Here is a 16,627-nt window from a genome sequence, read left to right as displayed (position 1 = left end):
GGCGCCCGCGCGTGCGGCGGGGCCGGGCGATCTCGTACCAGGGGTCAGATGACGGGCTCGACGAGTTCGGCCTCCGTGGCGGCCGCCTCCTTGACCGCGGCCGGTCCGCCGCGCAGCGGCACCTCGCGGACGAGGAAGGCGACGACGAAGCCGAGAAACGCGAGGATCGCGCCGCCGATCAACGTGCCGTGCAGCCCGCTGGTGACGCCCGCCTTGAACGCCTCCTGGACCGGCTCCGGGAGGGTGGACAGGATCGCCGGGGTCACGTGGGTCCCGCCGGACGCGATCGCGTGGCCGGCCTTCTCACCGAGCCGTCCGGTCAGGGTGTGCTCCAGGCGGTTGGTGAAGATCGAGCCGAGCAGGGCGATGCCGAGCGAGCCGCCGATCGTACGGAACAGGGTCACCGCGCCACTGGCCGCGCCCATGTCGCGCAGGGTCACGCTGTTCTGGGTGATCAGCGTGGTGTTCTGCATGATGAAGCCCATGCCGAGCCCGGCCACGAGCGTGAGCGCCGAGGCGAGGACGATGCCGGTGTTCACCTTCAGCAGGAGCATGACGAGCATGCCGGCGGTCAGCAGGGCGCCGCCGATGATCGGGTAGATGCGGTAGCGGCCGTTGCGCATGATGAGCTGGCCGACGGTGAGCATCACGGCGAGGATGCCGAACATCAGCGGCAGCATCCAGAGCCCGCTGGCGGTCGCGGAGGCGCCCTTGACGTCCTGCAGGTACTGCGGCAGGAAGTTCACCGCGCCGAACATCGCGGCGCCCACGAGGAAGCTCAGGATCTGGGCGACCGTGAAGTTGCGGTTGCGGAACAGCCGCAGCGGCAGGATCGGCTCCGCCGCCCGCTGCTCGGCGAACACGAACCCGGCGAGCGCGACGACGCTCAGGACGGCGAGCCCGATGACCTGCGCGGACGCCCACGGGTACTCCGTGCCGCCCCAGCTCGCGACCAGGGTCAGCGCGACGATCCCGACGGTCAGGAGCAGGGCGCCGAAGTAGTCGATCCTGGCCTTGATGTGCGGCGTGTGCAGGTGCATCCCGAGGCCGGTGACGAGCAGGGCCACCGCGCCGAGCGGCACGTTGACGTAGAAGGCCCAGCGCCAGCTCAGGTGGTCGGTCAGAAAGCCGCCGAGCAGCGGTCCGCCGACGAACGCCACCGGCATCATGCCGCCGATGATCGCCTGGAAGCGGCCACGCTCACGCGGCGGCACCAGGTCGCCGATGATCGCGAACGCGCCGACCATCAGACCGCCGGCGCCCAGGCCCTGGACCGCACGGAAGCCGATGAGCTCGTTGATGTTCTGCGCGAGACCCGACAGCATCGACCCGATCAGGAAGATCACGATCGACGCCATGAACATGCCCTTGCGGCCGTACAGGTCGCCGAGCTTGCCCCAGATGGGCGTCGCGGCGGCGGTCGCGAGGGTGTACGCCGTGACGACCCAGGACAGGCGGTTGATGCCGCCCAGTTCACCGACGATCGTCGGAAGCGCGGTGCCGACGATCAGGTTGTCGAGCATGGCCAGGAACATCCCGAGCATCAGCCCGATGATCGCGATGTAGAGGGACCGCGTGGTTCTGTCGGACGGCGGTCCGGAGTCCTCTGTGTTCGTCCCCGTCATGGATAACCTCTCCCCATAGGTCGACCGGTCGGCTTACTTGCCGACCGGCCAGCAGAACTTACTTGCCGTACGGTAGGCTAGGTACTAGCCGGTCGGCAAGTAGGTTTATTCCAGGGGTGAGAACGATGGGCGAACGACGAAGCGGGACCCGCGAGAGGATCCAGGCCGTCGCGGTCGAGTTGTTCGCCGAACACGGCTACGACAAGACCTCGCTCCGCGAGATCGCCGAGCGGCTCGACGTGACCAAGGCGGCGCTGTACTACCACTTCAACACCAAAGAGGACATCGTCGTCAGCCTCTTCGACGACCTCATCGCCGGCCTGGACGAGATCATCGACTGGGCGAAGGACCAGCCGCCGACACCGGAGACGCGCCAGGAGATCGTCCGCCGGTACGCCCGGCTCGCCCGCGAACGCCCCAAGGGCATGATGCGCTTCATCCAGGAGAGCAAGACCACGATGCAGGAGCTCGCCCCGGGAGAGAAGCTCCACGACCGGTTCAACACGCTGTCCGCGATGCTGCGCAGCCCCGACGCCTCGCTCACCGACCAGCTCAGGTCGCGGCTCGCCCTGGTCCCGGTCAGCGCCTCGGCGTTCATGCTCCAGGACGCCGACGCGACCGACGACGAGAGGTACGAGGCCGGGCTCGAACTCGCCCTGGAACTCGTCTCCCCCAGACCGGCGGCCGCCGACTAGTGTCCTGAGTCGGTGATTCGCCGCGTAGCCGTGGCCACCGCCGGAGACCTGGTCTTCGACCCGGCACTTCCCGCCGCCATGCTCGCGGACGTGCGCTCCGGTTCGGGTGAGCTGCTCGTCACGGATCCGGGGACACCGCCCGGCTCCCACCGCTTCCGTCGCCAACGTGTCATGTCGGGTGCGCTGACCTGGTGCGTCGTCATCGTCTCGGTCGGGACGCTGGAGCACGTGACCGGCGGGTGGTGGGCGTGGCCTGCCGGGGTGCTCGGTGCGCTGACCTTTCTGCCCTGGAACGCGGTCGATCGGCGCCGCGATCGCGAACCCATGGTGGCGGGTTCTGTCGCGATGCTGTTCCCGTGGGCGCTGTTCCCAGGCCTCGCAGGCTTGGCAGTGTGCGCGTTTCTGCTGCTCATGGTCTACGCGGGTTTCGTCGCCGACTGCGGGGGAGGGACGACCCACGTGGTGGGGCGTGATCGCGTCGTCTCGCTCGCCGACCTCGAGGAGGCCGAACGCGCGCGGCTGTCACGGGTACGGGCGGCTCGCGAGCGGGTGGAGGAGGCCCAGCGACTGCTGGCTCCGGGCTTCGACGGGACACTCGTGCTCACGGCGCTTCGGGAGGAAGAGTGGGGGCTCGCCACGCGGATGAGAGAGATGACGCCGCACGCGGCCGAGGCGGCCGGGAGAGCCGACGAGACGGTGATCGAGCTTGTCGAACAGTACGTCCGCCCGGTGGAACGGGCGATCCAGGCACACCGGGAGTGGGAGCGGATCCAGCGGGCGGCCGGCGGCGACGAGGCTCATGCCGGACTGCTCGCTCGTGCGGAGGCCGGGTCGAGGTCGGAGGACACGGCCGAGCCCTCCGACCTCGACGGCGATCTCACTCTGGAAGCGGCGCGCCGGGCATGTGAGGAACTCACGGCCGAGGCGATGAGAGCCAACGTCTGGCTGCTCAACGCCCTGCACGGCGGCGAGGAGGACGACCTCCCCGACGAGTGACACGAGTCCACCGCCCGTGGATCAGCGCCCCGCGCCGCCGCCCGGCCGGCGCTTACAGCACCTTGAGGTAGCGGTCCCGCTCGTACTCGGTGACCTGGCGGCGGTAGTCCTCCCACTCCGCGCGCTTGTTGCGCAGGAACTGATCAACCGCGTCCGCTACATGCGACACCATGCACCCGCTAGCCGCTGACCTGCATACGAGCGGTCGTCATTGGTCATTGTCGGCCACCCTCGGCCGCCCTTCCACGGCCCACAGACGGCCCCAGCAAACGCCCCCCTGCGTTCCAGCCGGTTCACGTCCCTTGCTGGAACATAGAGGCGTGTATCCCTGATGTATCCCAGGTTTCCACTGGTCACAGCACTAGGGATACATCGGATACATCGGATACACCCTGAAAGGCGTCGGCCGTGCCGTGCTCCCGCCCCGTGCAAAGGGGCGGACCACAGTTAGTCACCCATTGACGGCCAGGTTCCGGCCAGGCCGGTGCCGCTCGGTCTATGAGGCTCGGAGGCGACTCACCTCACCCCCACCGTTTCAGCCCTTCGGTGTGCGAGGACACATTGAAGCGCGATGTCCCCCCCCGCGCCCCTCATGCTTCCTTAGGTCAAAGGCGATTGAGGGACACGGCGGACACGTCAGGGCTGATGGCGTGCCACCTGGCAGAGGGCACCCCCGGACCAGCCGTCGTTACGTGACTCGTCGTGGACGAGCCGGATGGGTATGGTTCGGCTAATGATGGTTGCACTGTCTCGTTGTCCGATCGTTTTCTTCACACAGGATGACGGTCATCGGGATTTTGATCTTCTCGCTTTTTCCCATCGACAGATAGGTGAGAAGGAAGCCGTCGATACGACCGGTTTCATCACCGCTCCGGACTAGCTGGACCGCCAGCTCCACGGACCTTTGTCCGGAATCATCTCGGCTGCTGCCCAGAACCGTCCCGGCAGCACCGCATGTGCCGTCCACAGTCTGGGGCCGAACGGGATCGAACCCAAGGGCCTTGAGTGACCGGGGCTCCAGTGCGATCTGTAGCCCGCCTTGATCCGCAGGGTTCGCCCGTATAGCAAAGCCGGTGACCGCGATACCACCCTTCGTCGCGATCGGACCAACGCTGGCTATCCGCACGCTGCCCGGGGCATCCAAACAGAAGACACCCAGACCCGCAGAATAGGCATGATCCCTTTTGGCCGGAAATGCCATACCCGCAGATGCACCGGTACCGGGGCGAACCAAACGTGGCACCTCCGCGGAGACACCGGATCCGTCATCGTCCGCGCCGTGGCCGGCCTGGCCACCGCCGGAGCATCCCGCTCCGGCGAGTTGGACGGCCAGGCCGGCACAGAGCGTCGCCCCGATTCGGCGAGTCGCATGAGTTCTCAGCATCATCAGGCGGGATCGGAGTTCATCTCCGGGGAGGACGCCCATCCCGAACTTGTGGACCCGCAGAGCTTGCTGTCCTGGGTGATCACCCATTCGATCTTAGTGTCGCTTGTCCAGCCCGACTGGGCCGATAGGCTCATCCAGCCAAGTTCGAGCCCAGCTCCGTAGGTCACGTTCTTAGCGGTGTCCTTCCAATATGTTGCGCCGTGGAATGCGGCGGCGCAGGCGGTGTAAGAGACGTGCGCGTGGCGCTCGGCGATGCTGAGGAAGGCGTACGTGCTTTCTGGCTCGACATAGCTTGTGTTGACGCAGTTAAGGGTGCCCCTGTAGTAGCGATAGTTGACCTCATTCCCCACCGTCGCGTCTGCGACGCCTGGCAAGGTTGCGCCGGAACCCTGGGTAAGATTTATGCTTTCCGTTCCGTTCTGCGTCCACGCACCGCTCTGGCCATCGACCTGAATTCCGATTCCGAGCGTATGGCTGACTGACTGGGATTGGTAAACTGTGCCTTTGGCGCCGGACCATGCCGATACAACTGCAAATCGCTCTGGATTTTGGGTATAGAGGGTCGATGGTTCCAGTACGCACGGCTCGGCGTTTGACGTACTGGACCGCACTGAGGTGTGCGGCAGCAGCACCGTCGACCGGGCATGGGACGCAGCGCTGCGAGTCAGTTTCGTGCCGCTGTTGGTCACCCATTCGGCCGGGTCGTCAGTGGCGTCGTACGCTTGCGGCGACGACGGACTCAGATCGAAGCGCAGGTCGGCCGGGCGCGCGTCCCCGCCTGCGTCCGATTTCGCCGTCGACCAGACACGGTGGCCACTGCGCGCCGCGCTAGAACTCGCTCCATGCGTGGCCGTGTACTGCCACGTCACCGCGTTCTTTGAGTCGGATGCGACGATTCGCAGATCGACCTTTCCGTCGTCGCCGACGTATCGCGAATCGATGCCATCGGGCAGTCTAAAACTAAAATGCCCACTGGTATCGGTTCTGGTAACGGCGACGGTCGGGAGAGCCACCTTTCCGCCTTCGTGAATGATTTTGTCGAGCTCGGATCTATTCGGCCACGCTTGAGCCACGATGTCCGCATGCGCCAATGGCTCACCCGAGCGAGTGACTAGACCTGTCGTCGTCGGATCTTCGACACTCGCCGCTAGTGCCGAATGCGGCATAACCGCGGCGATCATCAGTACGGCGGTACTCGCCCCGAAGAACCGCCTACCCCATGAAGCACCCAATCGACTCCCCTTCGTTGAACGCGCCGTTTTTAGCGCGGCCTACAGCCGCAAACAGGCCCGTCGATTTCGACACCCCCGTCGCGACCCTTGCCGGAAGATTCCGACATCCATGGAGATACTTACAGGGACAGTCAACTTATACTATAGAAAAGGTAAAGTGATATACATCACATGTCCCCTAAGGCACCGCCACCGGCGGCTTGACCTGTGACGATCTGCCATGTCGGGCCTCTGGCGAACGGCAGGACCGGATCCGGCCGCCGAGAGCGTCCCAAGCTCTCCTCACCGCCTGACCTGCTACTCACGTCACGAGCGGGAAGGGAGACGGCGAGACCGTAGACTGTTTTTGGCGTGGCCAAATAGGTCGTCCAGGGCCAATGATCGCGTGCGCCTCGACGCCTCATCGCTCGCAGCACGGCGTCAGCGGGCTCCTGCGCACGCCCCCCTGCCCCACCGCCGGGGGGCACCTCGAACGCCGATGTCCCCCACCGTGTCCTGAGCGCTACCGCGCGATGGTGGATCTTGGCGCCGGATGCGGACTCCGACAAGGCGAGATCTTCGGGCTTCCGGCGGACGAGATCGACTTTGACTCGGGCTGGCTCCACATCGCCTGTCAGATCAAGGTCGCAAATGGTCACTTGGTGTTCGGGGCACCGAAGCGCAACAAGGAACGGGACGTACCACTGCCAAGTCGCGTTGCCCGAGTGCTCACGGATCACATGGACGAGTACCCGCCCGTAGAGATCTCCCTACCTTGGCTCCGACCGGACGGACCGCTGGTAACCAAACGTCTTGTCTTCACTCGGATGGGCGGTGAAGGTGCGGTTCGCCGAACTGACTTCAACGTTCGGATATGGAAACCCGCCCTCGTCGAGGCTGGAGTCATCCCCCACCCAGCGCCCGGCGCCCGCCACCAGTCCGCCCGAGAGCACGGGATGCACGCCCTACGGCACTTCTACGCCTCCGTACTGCTGGACGCTGGCGAGAACGTCAAGGCACTCAGCCAGTACCTAGGTCACGCCGATCCCGGCTTCACGCTCCGCGTCTACACGCACCTAATGCAGAGCAGTGAGAGCCGTACCCGCAGGGCCGTGGATGGCATGTACGAGTGCATCGATTCCGTGCCAGACGGCCTAGGGCTCTTAGCGCAGGTTCGGGCCGACGGTCACGTGGCCGTCGGCCCTTGTCGCTATATGCGCCTGGCTAGCGCGCTGACCAGCGCTTACAGCACCTTGAGGTAGCGGTCCCGCTCGTACTCGGTGACCTGGCGGCGGTAGTCCTCCCACTCCGCGCGCTTGTTGCGCAGGAAGAAGTCGAACACGTGCTCGCCGAGCACCTCGGCCACGAGGTCGCTGCGCTCCATCTCGACGATGGCCTCATCGAGGCTCTGCGGCAGCGGCTGGATGCCCATCGCGCGGCGTTCGGCGGTGGTCAGGGCCCACACGTCGTCCTCCGCGCCCGGGGGCAGTTCGTACCCCTCCTCGATGCCCTTCAGCCCGGCGCCGAGGATGACCGCGAAGGCGAGGTACGGGTTGCACGCCGTGTCCAGCGAGCGGAACTCGATGCGCGTCGCGTGGCCCTTCTGCGGCTTGTACATCGGCACGCGCACGAGGGCGGAGCGGTTGTTGTGGCCCCAGCAGATGTACGGCGGGGCCTCGCCGCCCGCGCCCGCGGAGGCGCCGACGCCGCCCCACAGCCGCTTGTAGGAGTTCACCCACTGGTTGGTGACCGCGGTGAGCTCGGCGGCGTGCCGCAGCACGCCCGCGATGAACGCCCGTCCGACCTTGGAGAGCTGGTACTCCGCGCCGGGTTCATAGAAGGCGTTGCGGTCGCCCTCGAACAGGGACATGTGGGTGTGCATGCCCGAGCCCGGCTGCTCGGTGAACGGCTTGGGCATGAAGGAGGCGAACACGCCGTGTTCGAGCGCGACCTCCTTCATCACCAGCCGGAACGTCATGATGTTGTCGGCCGTGGTGAGCGCGTCGGCGTACCGCAGGTCGATCTCCTGCTGGCCGGGGCCGCCCTCGTGGTGGCTGTACTCCACCGAGATGCCCATCGACTCCAGCATCATGATCGCGCTGCGCCGGAAGTCGTGCGCGGCGCGGTGCGGAGTGTGGTCGAAGTAGCCGCCCGAGTCGACCGGCTCCGGCCTGCCACCCTCGGCGACCTGCTCCTTGAGCAGGTAGAACTCCAGCTCAGGATGGGTGTAGAAGGTGAAGCCCAGGTCGGCGGCGCGGGCCAGGGTGCGCTTCAGGACGTAGCGCGGGTCGGCGAAGCTCGGCGTGCTGTCCGGCATGAGGATGTCGCAGAAGATCCGCGCCGTCCCCGGCGCCTCGGACCTCCAGGGCAGCACCTGGAAGGTCGACGGATCCGGTTTGGCGAGCATGTCGGACTCGTGGATCCGCGCGAACCCCTCGATCGAGGATCCGTCGAACCCGATCCCCTCCGCGAACGCCTGCTCGAGCTCGGCAGGCGCGACAGCGACCGACTTGAGGAACCCGAGCACGTCGGTGAACCACAGCCGGATGAAACGGATGTCGCGCTCCTCCAGCGTACGGAGCACGAACTCCTGCTGACGGTCCAAAACCGATCCCTTCGTAAGCCCGGAAACATGTATGGCGACTTACATTCTGCCGTCTCCGTGTTTCCCCCACGTTACGAGGCCCTGCCCAGCGCCTGATCAGACGTCCTCCACCTCGCCGACCTGTGCGGCCGCCGGGTCGAGGACACGGGACAGGAACGTACGGGTCCGCTCGTTCACGGGCGCGCCGATGACCTCCGCGGCCGGGCCCTCCTCCACGATCACGCCGCCGTCCATGAACACGACGCGGTCGGCGACCTCGCGGGCGAAGCTCATCTCGTGGGTGACCACCATCATGGTCATCCCCTCGACGGCGAGGCTCCGCATGACGGCGAGGACGTCGCCGACGAGCTCGGGGTCGAGCGCGGACGTCGGCTCGTCGAAGAGCATCACGGCCGGGCCCATCGCCAGGGCGCGGGCGATCGCCACGCGCTGCTGCTGGCCGCCGGAGAGCTGCGCCGGGTAGGCGTCGACCTTGTCGGCCAGCCCGACGCGCTCGAGGTTCGCGCGGGCCGTCTTCTCCGCCTCGGCGGCCGACCGGCGGAGCACCTTGCGCTGGGCGACGGTGACGTTGGCCAGCACCGACAGGTGCGGGAAGAGGTTGAACTGCTGGAAGACCATGCCGATGCGGCGACGTACGGCGTCGATGTCGCACTCGGGGTCGGTCAGCTCGACGCCGTCGACGACGACCGTGCCCGAGGTCGGCTGCTCCAGGAGGTTCACGCAGCGCAGGAGCGTCGACTTGCCGGACCCGGACGGGCCGATCACACAGACGACCTCGCCGGCGCCGACCTCCAGGTCGATGCCGCGCAGCACCTCCAGGTCGCCGAACGACTTGTGCAGGTCGCGGACCTCGATCATCGCTGTCCCTTCTTCTGCCGGGCCTCGAGACGCCGCGCCAGGTAACTCAGCGGGATCGTGACGATCAGGTAGCAGATCGCGGCGACGATGATGGGCGTGGAGTTGCCCTGCTGGCTCGCCACGTCGTTGGCGTACTTGGACAGCTCGCGCTCGGTCAGGGTGAGGCCGAGGAACAGCGCCAGCGAGGAGTCCTTGAACAGCAGGACGAGCTCGTTGGTGAGCGGCGGGATCACGATCCGCAGCGCCTGGGGCACGACGATCGTCCGCATCGCGCGGCCGTGCGACATGCCGAGCGTGCGCGCCGCCTCCATCTGGCCGCGGGGCACCGCCTCGATGCCGGCCCGGATCGTCTCGGCCATGTACGCGGCCGAGACCAGCCCGAGGGCGAGCGCCGCCTGGCCGTACACCCCGCCGGGCAGGTTGGTGCCGGGGAACGCCAGCGGCACGCCGGTGCCGACGAACACGAAGATCAGCAGGGCGGGCAGGCCGCGGAACACCTCGATGTACACGAGGGCGAACCAGCGGTACGGCGCGGCGGACGACAGCCTCATCAGCGCCAGGACGAGTCCCGCGGCGAGCCCGAGCACGAACCCCGTGATCGTGTAGATCAGGGTGTTGCGGAGCCCGACCGTGATGACGTCGGGGAAGAGCTGCTTGGCGATGCTCCAGTTGGCGAAGTTCGTGTGGATCTGACCCCAGTCGGCCGATGCGACCAGGGCGACGACCACCACGACGAAGATCGCGTACTCGCCGCCGAGCACGAGTTGCCGGCGGCGGCGCCGCGTCAGGCGCGGCGCCGCTTCCTGTGCCGTCGCCACGCTCAGCTGCCCGCCGGGAGCGGACCGATCCACTTCTCGTAGATCTTCTTGTACGTGCCGTCCTGCTTGGCCTGGTCGATCACCTGGTTGATGATCGCCAGCAGCTTGGGGTTGTGGCCCTTGCGGACCGCGTAGCCGAGCTGTTCGCCGGTGTGGATGTTGGCCGCGAGGCCGAACTTGGCGTTGGCCGGGTCCTTGAGCCAGCCCTGCACGACCGGGTAGTCCGCCATGATCGCGTCGACCTGGGCGCTGCGCAGGCCGTTGAGCAGGCTCTCGGCGTCCTTGTAGGACTTGGGGTCGACGCCCTTGCCCTGGAGGAACTCCTCGCTGGTGGTCTGCGCCTGAGCACCGATCTTGATCTTCTTGGCCTTCAGGTCCTCGACTGAGGCGTACGTGATGCCCTTCCTGGTCATCACGGCCTGGGTGGCGTCGAAGTAGGGCTTGGAGTAGTCGATGAACTTCGCGCGGTCGGCGGTGATCGTCATTCCCGCGGCGGCGACGTCGCACTTGCCCGCGTTCAGCGCCGAACCCGTTTTGATCGTCTCAAAGGGCGTGTCAATGATCTTCTGGGTGACGCCGAGTTTCTTGGCCACCAGGTCGATCAGATCGACGTCGAAGCCCACGACCTTGCCGCCCTGGGGGGACTGGAACGGCGGGTACGGCATGTGGGTGCAGGTCGTGATGGCGCCTTTCTTCACGAGTTTGGCGCCCTGGACCGTCACCCCCTTGTCTCCGCTGCCACAGGCGGTGACGACGAGGGCGGTCGCGCAGAGCCCGGCTGCGACGGCCAACCGGCGACGTATGGGCACAATTCCTCCAGGTTCGCTGCAAAGCAATGCCCGAGACTATGTCATATCTGCAGCTACCAGGAGGGACGACTCAGTCACGACCTGGCCACGGCGAGGAATCGGGCGGCGATCGGCGCGGCGACCTTTCCGCCTTCTCCCCCGTGCTCGACGAAGACGGCGAACGCCAGATCGCCCCGGTATCCGATGAACCAGGCGTCCGTGTGACCGGCGGAGTCGTACTCGGCGCTGCCCGTCTTGCCGTGCGTCCCGGCGGGCAGGCGGGCGCCCGCGGCCGTCCCGTACCGCACGACGTCGCCCATCATCGAGCGGAGCCCGGCGGTGACCGTGGCGGGGAGCCGTCTGGCCGGGAGCCGGCCGAGCAGGTGCGCGGCGACCAGCCGCGGGGACCGGTAGGTGCCGTCGGCCACCGCGGCGGCCACGACCGCCATGGCGATGGTGGTGGCCTGGACCTTGCCCTGGCCGATCGACGCCTCGGCGAGCGCGTTGCCCTCGGCGTCGCCCGGGACGTCGCCGGAGTAGGCCGTCACGCCGGGGTCGAAGTGGGCGCCGAAGCCGAAGGCGGACGCCGTCGCCGCCAGCCGGCGCCCGCCCGCCGCGACGCCGAGCCGGGCGAACGTCGTGTTGCAGGACTCGGCGAAGGCGCGGGCGAGCGGCACGGTTCCGAGGTCGAAGTCGCGGTCGTTGTGGATCGTGCGCTGGGCCGCCACGGTGACCGCCGGGCAGCCGACGCGTGACCCCGGCGACATCCCGCTCGAAAGAGCGGCGGCGGCGGTGACGACCTTGAACGCGGAGCCGGGCGGGCTCATCGACTGGAAGGCGCCCTTGGGCTCCGGGAGCCGGTCGGCGATCGCGAGGATCTCGCCCGTCGAGGGCCGTACGGCGACGAGCGCCGCGTCCGCCGACCCCACGGCGCGGTCGGCCGCCGCCTGTGATCGCCGGTCGAGCGTGGTGCGCACGCGCTTGGGCGCGCGGCCGGAAAAGACCTTGACCCGCTGCGCGGAGCGGCCGGGGTTGTCCAGCTCGACCGCCCAGCCGGGGTCGTCCTCGGCATCGGGGTCGCCGAACCTGTCCGCGACGTCGGCGAGGTAGGGCTGGACGCCGCTGCCGGCCGGCAGCCCTCTGCCGTCGGCGGCGACCGGCGAGGAGGGCGCCGCGCCGAGCCGGATGAGCACGAGCCGCCCGCCCTCGGCGAGCGAGGGGTACAGGGTCGCGGGCGACCAGCGGACCCGCCAACGTCCGCGCCGCCGCGCCAGCCGCAGCACGGCGTGGAAGCTCCAGACTCCGGCGCCGGACAGCACGCGGGTCACCGCGAAGTCCTCGGTCGCGGTGTCGCCGGCCCGTACGAGCCGGCCGGGCACGAGTTCGATCCGAACGACGCGCAGGTCGTGGGACAGCGCGCGGTGCCGGTCGGCGAAGTCGGCGGGCGGGTCGTCGACGAGGCGGCGCATCGCGGTCACGTCGCCCCGCGCCCAGGCGCTGAAGTAGTCGGTCGCGACGGTCCCGGGCGCGGCCGGGCGGCCCGGCGAGCGCAGCGCGACGCAGGACACGGCGACCGCCAGGACCAGCACCATGACGCCCCCGGACAGGACGACCGCCGTGCGCATGTCACCGCCTCCCCCTACGACCGCACCCAGTCGAGCACTCGGCGCCGGTGCGGGCGAGAGGCGTGACCTGTTCCGGTCGGCCGGGCTCGCGCGCGCGGCGGGTCAGCCGGCGTCGGGCGGCATCGGCCCCATCCACTTCTCGTAGATGCGGCGGTAGTCGCCGTTGTCGCGGCTGCGGGCGATGACCTGGTCGATCAGGCGCAGCAGGCCGGGGTCGCGTCCGCGGCGGACGGCGAAGCCGTATCTCTCACGCGTGCGCGCGCCCGCGACGATGGTGAAGTCGGCGTTGTCCGGGTCGGTCAGCCAGTAGCGCACCACCGGGTCGTCCTGGACGAGCACGTCGACCTGGCCCGTGCGCAGCGCGCCGAGTTCGGTGACGGAGTTCTCGTACGCCTTGGGCGCCCACCCGCGCGCCCGCGCGTACTCCTGACCGGTGGTGCCGGTGACCACGCCGACCCGCAGGCGGTCCCGGGCGATGTCGTCGGGCCGGACGCGGGGCCGCCGGCGGGCCATCAGCACCTGGCCGGAGTCGAAGTAGGGACGGGAGAAGTCCACCTTGGCGGCGCGGCGCCCGTTGATGGTCATGCCGGCCGCGGCGACGTCGCACTCCCCCGCGGCGAACACCCTGCCGGAGGTGATCGCGGTGAAGTCGGTGTCGACGATCTTCTGGCGGACACCGAGCCGCCGCGCCACGAGATCCATGAGGTCGACGTCGAAGCCGACGACGGTGCCGCGCCGGTCGAACTGGAACGGGGCGTACGGCAGGTGGGTGCAGGTCGTGAGCAGCCCGCTGCCGATGAGGCGTACTCCCTGGACGGTCGCGCCGCCGGCACCGGCGCCGCACGCGGTGAGTAACAGCGCCGCGATCGCCAGGAGGGCGGGCGGCCGTGACGGAGCGATGGGGTGCACGGTGCCTCCGAGGGGTTCGGATCTTCGGCGGCGGGCAGGGGACACCCGGTCACCGAGGCGAGTCAACCAGTTGCGTGCCGTGACCGCCAGTAAAGGCGTCCGCGCGCCAAGCGGCGGAAAAGCGCTCGCAAAATGTCGTACCCGTCGGCGACGATTCCCTCCATGACCTCCGTCGGCGAACAGCTCCCCGCTCCCGTCCGGCCCCGGCTCCCCCCGTTTCTCCACACGCGTGTCGGCGGCCTGCCCCGGGCGTTCTGGGCGCTGTGGGCGGGCTCGTTCGTCAACCGGCTGGGCACGATGGTCGAGCCGTTCCTGGCCTTCTACCTCACCGGCGTGCGCGGGTTCTCCGTCACCGCGACCGGCGCCGTGCTCGCCCTGTTCGGGCTGGGCTCGGTGTTCTCCCAGACGCTGGGCGGCGTGCTGGCCGACCGCGTCGGCCGGCGCGCGACGCTGAGCGGCGGCATGCTGGCGACCGCGGCGGCCATGCTGGCGCTCGGTTACGTCACGGCGACGCCGATGGTCGTCGCCGTCGTGTTCGTGCTCGGCATCGCCATCGACATCTACCGCCCGGCCTCACAGGCGCTGGTCGCCGACCTGGTCCCGCCCGCCCACCGGCCACGCGCGTACGGGCTGCTGTTCTGGGCGATCAACCTGGGGTTCGCGGTCGCCATGGTGTTCGGCGGCACGCTGTCGCGCGCGGGCTTCTCCTGGCTGTTCTGGATCGACGCCGTCACCTGTGCGGTGTTCGCCGTGCTGGTCTGGCGCGCGGTGCCCGAGACGCGGATGCGGCGCGCCGACCGTGAGCCGGGCGGGTTCGGCGACGTGCTGCGCGACCGGGTGGCGGTCGCCTCGGTGCTGATCGTGTTCGGCTACGCCTTCGTCTATCTCCAGGCCTACTCCACGCTGCCGCTCGCGATGCGGCACGCGGGGCTGCCGCCGCAGGCGTACGGCCTGGCCATGGCGGTCAACGGCGTCGGCATCGTGATCGTCCAGCCGCTGACCGTGGCCTGGCTGGCCCGCCGCGACGCCAGCCGGGTGCTGGCGGCGGGCATGGGCACGGTCGGGCTGGGGTTCGGGCTGACCGCGCTGGCCGGCTCGACGACGATGTTCGCCGCGACGGTGCTGGTGTGGACGCTGGGCGAGGTGCTGTTCGCCGCCGTGTCCTCGGCGATCATCGCCGATCTCGCACCACCCCACCTGCGCGGACGTTACGGCGGGCTGTACGGCACGGCGTTCTCGGTCGCGGCGCTGCTCGGCCCGCTCGGCGGCAGCTGGCTTCTCGGGCACGGCACGTGGCTGCCGTGGGTGACCTGCGCGGCCCTGTGCGCGGTGTCCGGCGCGGGCGCCCTGGCGCTGGCCCCCGCCGTACGCGGAAGAAGGGAAGGCTTGACCGTTTAACCGCTAAATGTCTAACTTCGGAAGTTGATACCCGAAGAAACGGCACGCGAGCCGAATGGTGCAAGCATCAAGCTCGGCCGAAGCGGCGAGCGGGTTGAGAGTTCTGCGCGAGCGGAACTTCCGCTGGTTCTTTCTGGGCCAGTGCGCGTCGATGCTCGGCGACGGCATGGTCGCGCCGGCCCTCGCCTTCGCCGTTCTGGGCCTCACCGGCCACGTGACCGACCTCGGCTTCGTCCTGGCGGCCGGCACCGCCTCGCAGGTGCTGTTGATGCTCGTCGGCGGCGTGATCGCCGACTGGCTCCCCCGCAACGTGCTCATGCTGGGCTCGGACCTGCTGCGCACCGTCAGCCAGGGCGTCATGGCGGCTCTGCTGATCACCGGCGCGGCCCGCGTCTGGCACCTGCTCGTGCTGGAGGTGGTGCACGGCTTCGCGGCGGCGATGTTCATGCCCGCCGTGCCCGGCCTCATCCAGGCCACCACGACGCCCGAGCAGCGCCAGGCCGCCAACGCGCTGCGCGTACTGGCCCTGTCCGGCTCACTCGTCGCCGGCCCGGCGGTCGCGGGCGTGCTCGTCGTCGCGGTGGGCCCCGGCTGGGCCATCGGCGTCGACGCGGTCACCTTCGCGGCCAGCGCCGCGTGCCTGTCCCGGCTCCGGCTGCGGTACGACGTCCGCCTGCGCCGCTGCCGCTTCGGACGCGACCTGGCCGACGGGTGGCGGGAGTTCCGGTCGCGGCGGTGGGTGTGGAGCATCATCCTGGCGGCCTCGGTGATGAACCTGCTGTACGCCGGCTTCTCCGTGCTCGGCCCGGCGGTCAGCGCGCGCTCGTTCGGGGGCGCCGGCGCGTGGGCGGTCATCTCGGCGACCTTCGGCATCGGCTGCCTGGGCGGCAGCATCGTCGCCCTGTGCGTACGGCCGCGGTTCCCGTTGCGGTCGGCGCTCATCGTGATGGTGGCGTTCGCCTGCCCGACCCTGACCCTGGCGGCCGGCCTCACGGTGGGCGTCGTCGCCGCGGCGGCGTTCTTCGGCGGCCTGGTGATGATGCTGTTCAACACGCTGTGGGAGACGACGCTCCAGCAGCACATCCCGGCCACGACACTGTCCCGGGTGAGCGCGTACGAGTGGGCGGGCGCGGTCGCCTGCCAGCCACTCGGCCTCGTACTGGTGGCGCCGATCGCGGGCCGGCTGGGCCTGCACGCGACACTGTGGACGGCGGGAGTGCTCCAGGTCCTCGTGGCCCTCTTCCCGCTGCTGATCCCGGAGGTCCGCACCCTCCCGTCGCCGACCGCCCCGCCCCCGGACCCGGTCTGCGCCGCCCCCCGAAGCTGACCGGCCGACCCTGCTCACCCGGCGGCGGGTCGGTGACCGGCGGTGAGTTCGCCGCTGAGTCTGCCGTGGATGTGGGCGCTGGGCCGGTTCAGGCCGATGATCTTGACGGTCCTGCCGCGCTGGGCGTACTTGGTCTCGACGGCGTCCAGAGCCGCCACGGAGGAGGCGTCCCAGACGTGGGCGTCGGACAGGTCGATGACGATCTGGCCCGGGTCGCCGGCGTGATCGGCCCCTCCGCCCGATCGCGGGGCGGCTTCCGCGCCTACGAGCGGCTCGCCGCCGAGCAGGTCGACCGGCTTCGCGTCCAGCCGGCCCGTGCCGAGGAGTTCGCCGCCCCACTGCGTTCGCGCCTGGAGGGCGAGGCTCCGGCCGACGGCTGGTGACG

At 69.1% G+C, this 16,627-nt stretch carries 16 protein-coding genes; 6 read left to right on the top strand and 10 right to left on the bottom strand.

All coding sequences use genetic code 11. The features are described 5' to 3' along the window. Positions 1-44: 44 nt before the first annotated feature. Positions 45-1,625 (bottom strand): MDR family MFS transporter, encoded by a 1,581-nt coding sequence (locus ACQEV1_RS18425; protein ID WP_433394833.1) that lies wholly within the window; start codon positions 1,623-1,625, stop codon positions 45-47. Positions 1,626-1,750: 125 nt separating this feature from the next. Between ACQEV1_RS18425 and ACQEV1_RS18420 the strand changes: the two genes are divergently transcribed. Together ACQEV1_RS18420 and ACQEV1_RS18415 are read left to right on the top strand one after the other, a co-directional pair. Continuing rightward, a complete protein-coding gene (locus ACQEV1_RS18420; RefSeq protein WP_285617118.1) occupies positions 1,751-2,320 on the top strand; it encodes a TetR/AcrR family transcriptional regulator in 570 nt (189 codons plus the stop codon). A gap of 12 nt (positions 2,321-2,332) precedes the next feature. Beyond that, positions 2,333-3,316: a hypothetical protein gene (locus ACQEV1_RS18415; protein ID WP_433394832.1), complete on the top strand. Its 984-nt coding sequence runs from the start codon at positions 2,333-2,335 to the stop codon at positions 3,314-3,316. A gap of 730 nt (positions 3,317-4,046) precedes the next feature. Here ACQEV1_RS18415 and ACQEV1_RS18410 read toward each other — a convergent pair. Together ACQEV1_RS18410 and ACQEV1_RS18405 are read right to left on the bottom strand one after the other, a co-directional pair. Then, the gene (locus ACQEV1_RS18410) at positions 4,047-4,517 is read right to left on the bottom strand and encodes a hypothetical protein (RefSeq protein WP_285617122.1); all 471 of its coding nucleotides are present in this window, start codon (positions 4,515-4,517) and stop codon (positions 4,047-4,049) included. A gap of 185 nt (positions 4,518-4,702) precedes the next feature. Further along, positions 4,703-5,884, bottom strand: a complete 1,182-nt coding sequence (locus ACQEV1_RS18405; protein WP_433394831.1) for a hypothetical protein — start codon at positions 5,882-5,884, stop codon at positions 4,703-4,705. Positions 5,885-6,312: 428 nt separating this feature from the next. Between ACQEV1_RS18405 and ACQEV1_RS18400 the strand changes: the two genes are divergently transcribed. Further along, the gene (locus ACQEV1_RS18400) at positions 6,313-7,176 is read left to right on the top strand and encodes a tyrosine-type recombinase/integrase (RefSeq protein ID WP_433394830.1); all 864 of its coding nucleotides are present in this window, start codon (positions 6,313-6,315) and stop codon (positions 7,174-7,176) included. Here ACQEV1_RS18400 and ACQEV1_RS18395 read toward each other — a convergent pair. From ACQEV1_RS18395 to ACQEV1_RS18370, 6 genes are all read right to left on the bottom strand, one after another. Continuing rightward, positions 7,158-8,519 (bottom strand): glutamine synthetase family protein, encoded by a 1,362-nt coding sequence (locus tag ACQEV1_RS18395; RefSeq protein WP_285617125.1) that lies wholly within the window; start codon positions 8,517-8,519, stop codon positions 7,158-7,160. The two genes, ACQEV1_RS18400 and ACQEV1_RS18395, sit on opposite strands and share 19 nt — an antisense overlap. Positions 8,520-8,615: 96 nt before the next feature. Beyond that, entirely contained in the window at positions 8,616-9,377 is a 762-nt protein-coding gene (locus ACQEV1_RS18390; protein ID WP_285566946.1) for an amino acid ABC transporter ATP-binding protein, read from the bottom strand. After that, a complete protein-coding gene (locus tag ACQEV1_RS18385) occupies positions 9,374-10,228 on the bottom strand; it encodes an amino acid ABC transporter permease (RefSeq protein ID WP_285617126.1) in 855 nt (284 codons plus the stop codon). Before ACQEV1_RS18385 ends, ACQEV1_RS18390 begins: the two co-directional genes overlap by 4 nt. Next, positions 10,198-11,004, bottom strand: a complete 807-nt coding sequence (locus ACQEV1_RS18380; RefSeq protein ID WP_285617127.1) for a substrate-binding periplasmic protein — start codon at positions 11,002-11,004, stop codon at positions 10,198-10,200. Before ACQEV1_RS18380 ends, ACQEV1_RS18385 begins: the two co-directional genes overlap by 31 nt. Before the next feature lie 74 nt (positions 11,005-11,078). Then, the gene (locus ACQEV1_RS18375) at positions 11,079-12,608 is read right to left on the bottom strand and encodes a penicillin-binding transpeptidase domain-containing protein (protein WP_285617129.1); all 1,530 of its coding nucleotides are present in this window, start codon (positions 12,606-12,608) and stop codon (positions 11,079-11,081) included. Positions 12,609-12,710: 102 nt separating this feature from the next. Continuing rightward, complete coding sequence (locus ACQEV1_RS18370; protein WP_285617130.1) at positions 12,711-13,517, bottom strand: ABC transporter substrate-binding protein; 807 nt, start codon at positions 13,515-13,517, stop codon at positions 12,711-12,713. Positions 13,518-13,679: 162 nt separating this feature from the next. Between ACQEV1_RS18370 and ACQEV1_RS18365 the strand changes: the two genes are divergently transcribed. Next, entirely contained in the window at positions 13,680-14,915 is a 1,236-nt protein-coding gene (locus tag ACQEV1_RS18365; RefSeq protein ID WP_433394829.1) for an MDR family MFS transporter, read from the top strand. A gap of 55 nt (positions 14,916-14,970) precedes the next feature. After that, a complete protein-coding gene (locus tag ACQEV1_RS18360; RefSeq protein WP_433394828.1) occupies positions 14,971-16,242 on the top strand; it encodes an MFS transporter in 1,272 nt (423 codons plus the stop codon). Between the two features lie 14 nt (positions 16,243-16,256). On the opposite strand, the gene ACQEV1_RS18355 is transcribed toward ACQEV1_RS18360, so the two are convergent. Beyond that, on the bottom strand, positions 16,257-16,400 hold the full coding sequence (locus tag ACQEV1_RS18355; RefSeq protein WP_433394827.1) for a hypothetical protein: 144 nt from the start codon (positions 16,398-16,400) through the stop codon (positions 16,257-16,259). 18 nt (positions 16,401-16,418) lie between these two features. On the opposite strand from ACQEV1_RS18355, the gene ACQEV1_RS18350 reads away from it, so the two are divergent. After that, positions 16,419-16,625 carry a hypothetical protein gene (locus tag ACQEV1_RS18350; protein ID WP_433394826.1) on the top strand — a complete coding sequence of 69 codons (207 nt, stop codon included), beginning with the start codon at positions 16,419-16,421 and terminating at the stop codon, positions 16,623-16,625. The last annotated feature ends 2 nt before the right edge of the window (positions 16,626-16,627 follow it).

The sequence above is a fragment of the Actinoallomurus sp. CA-142502 genome (assembly GCF_050936355.1).
Classification (GTDB): Bacteria; Actinomycetota; Actinomycetes; order Streptosporangiales; family Streptosporangiaceae; genus Actinoallomurus; species Actinoallomurus iriomotensis.
The sequence above is the reverse complement of the archived record's forward strand: the minus strand, read 5'-3'. Positions and strand labels throughout refer to the sequence as shown.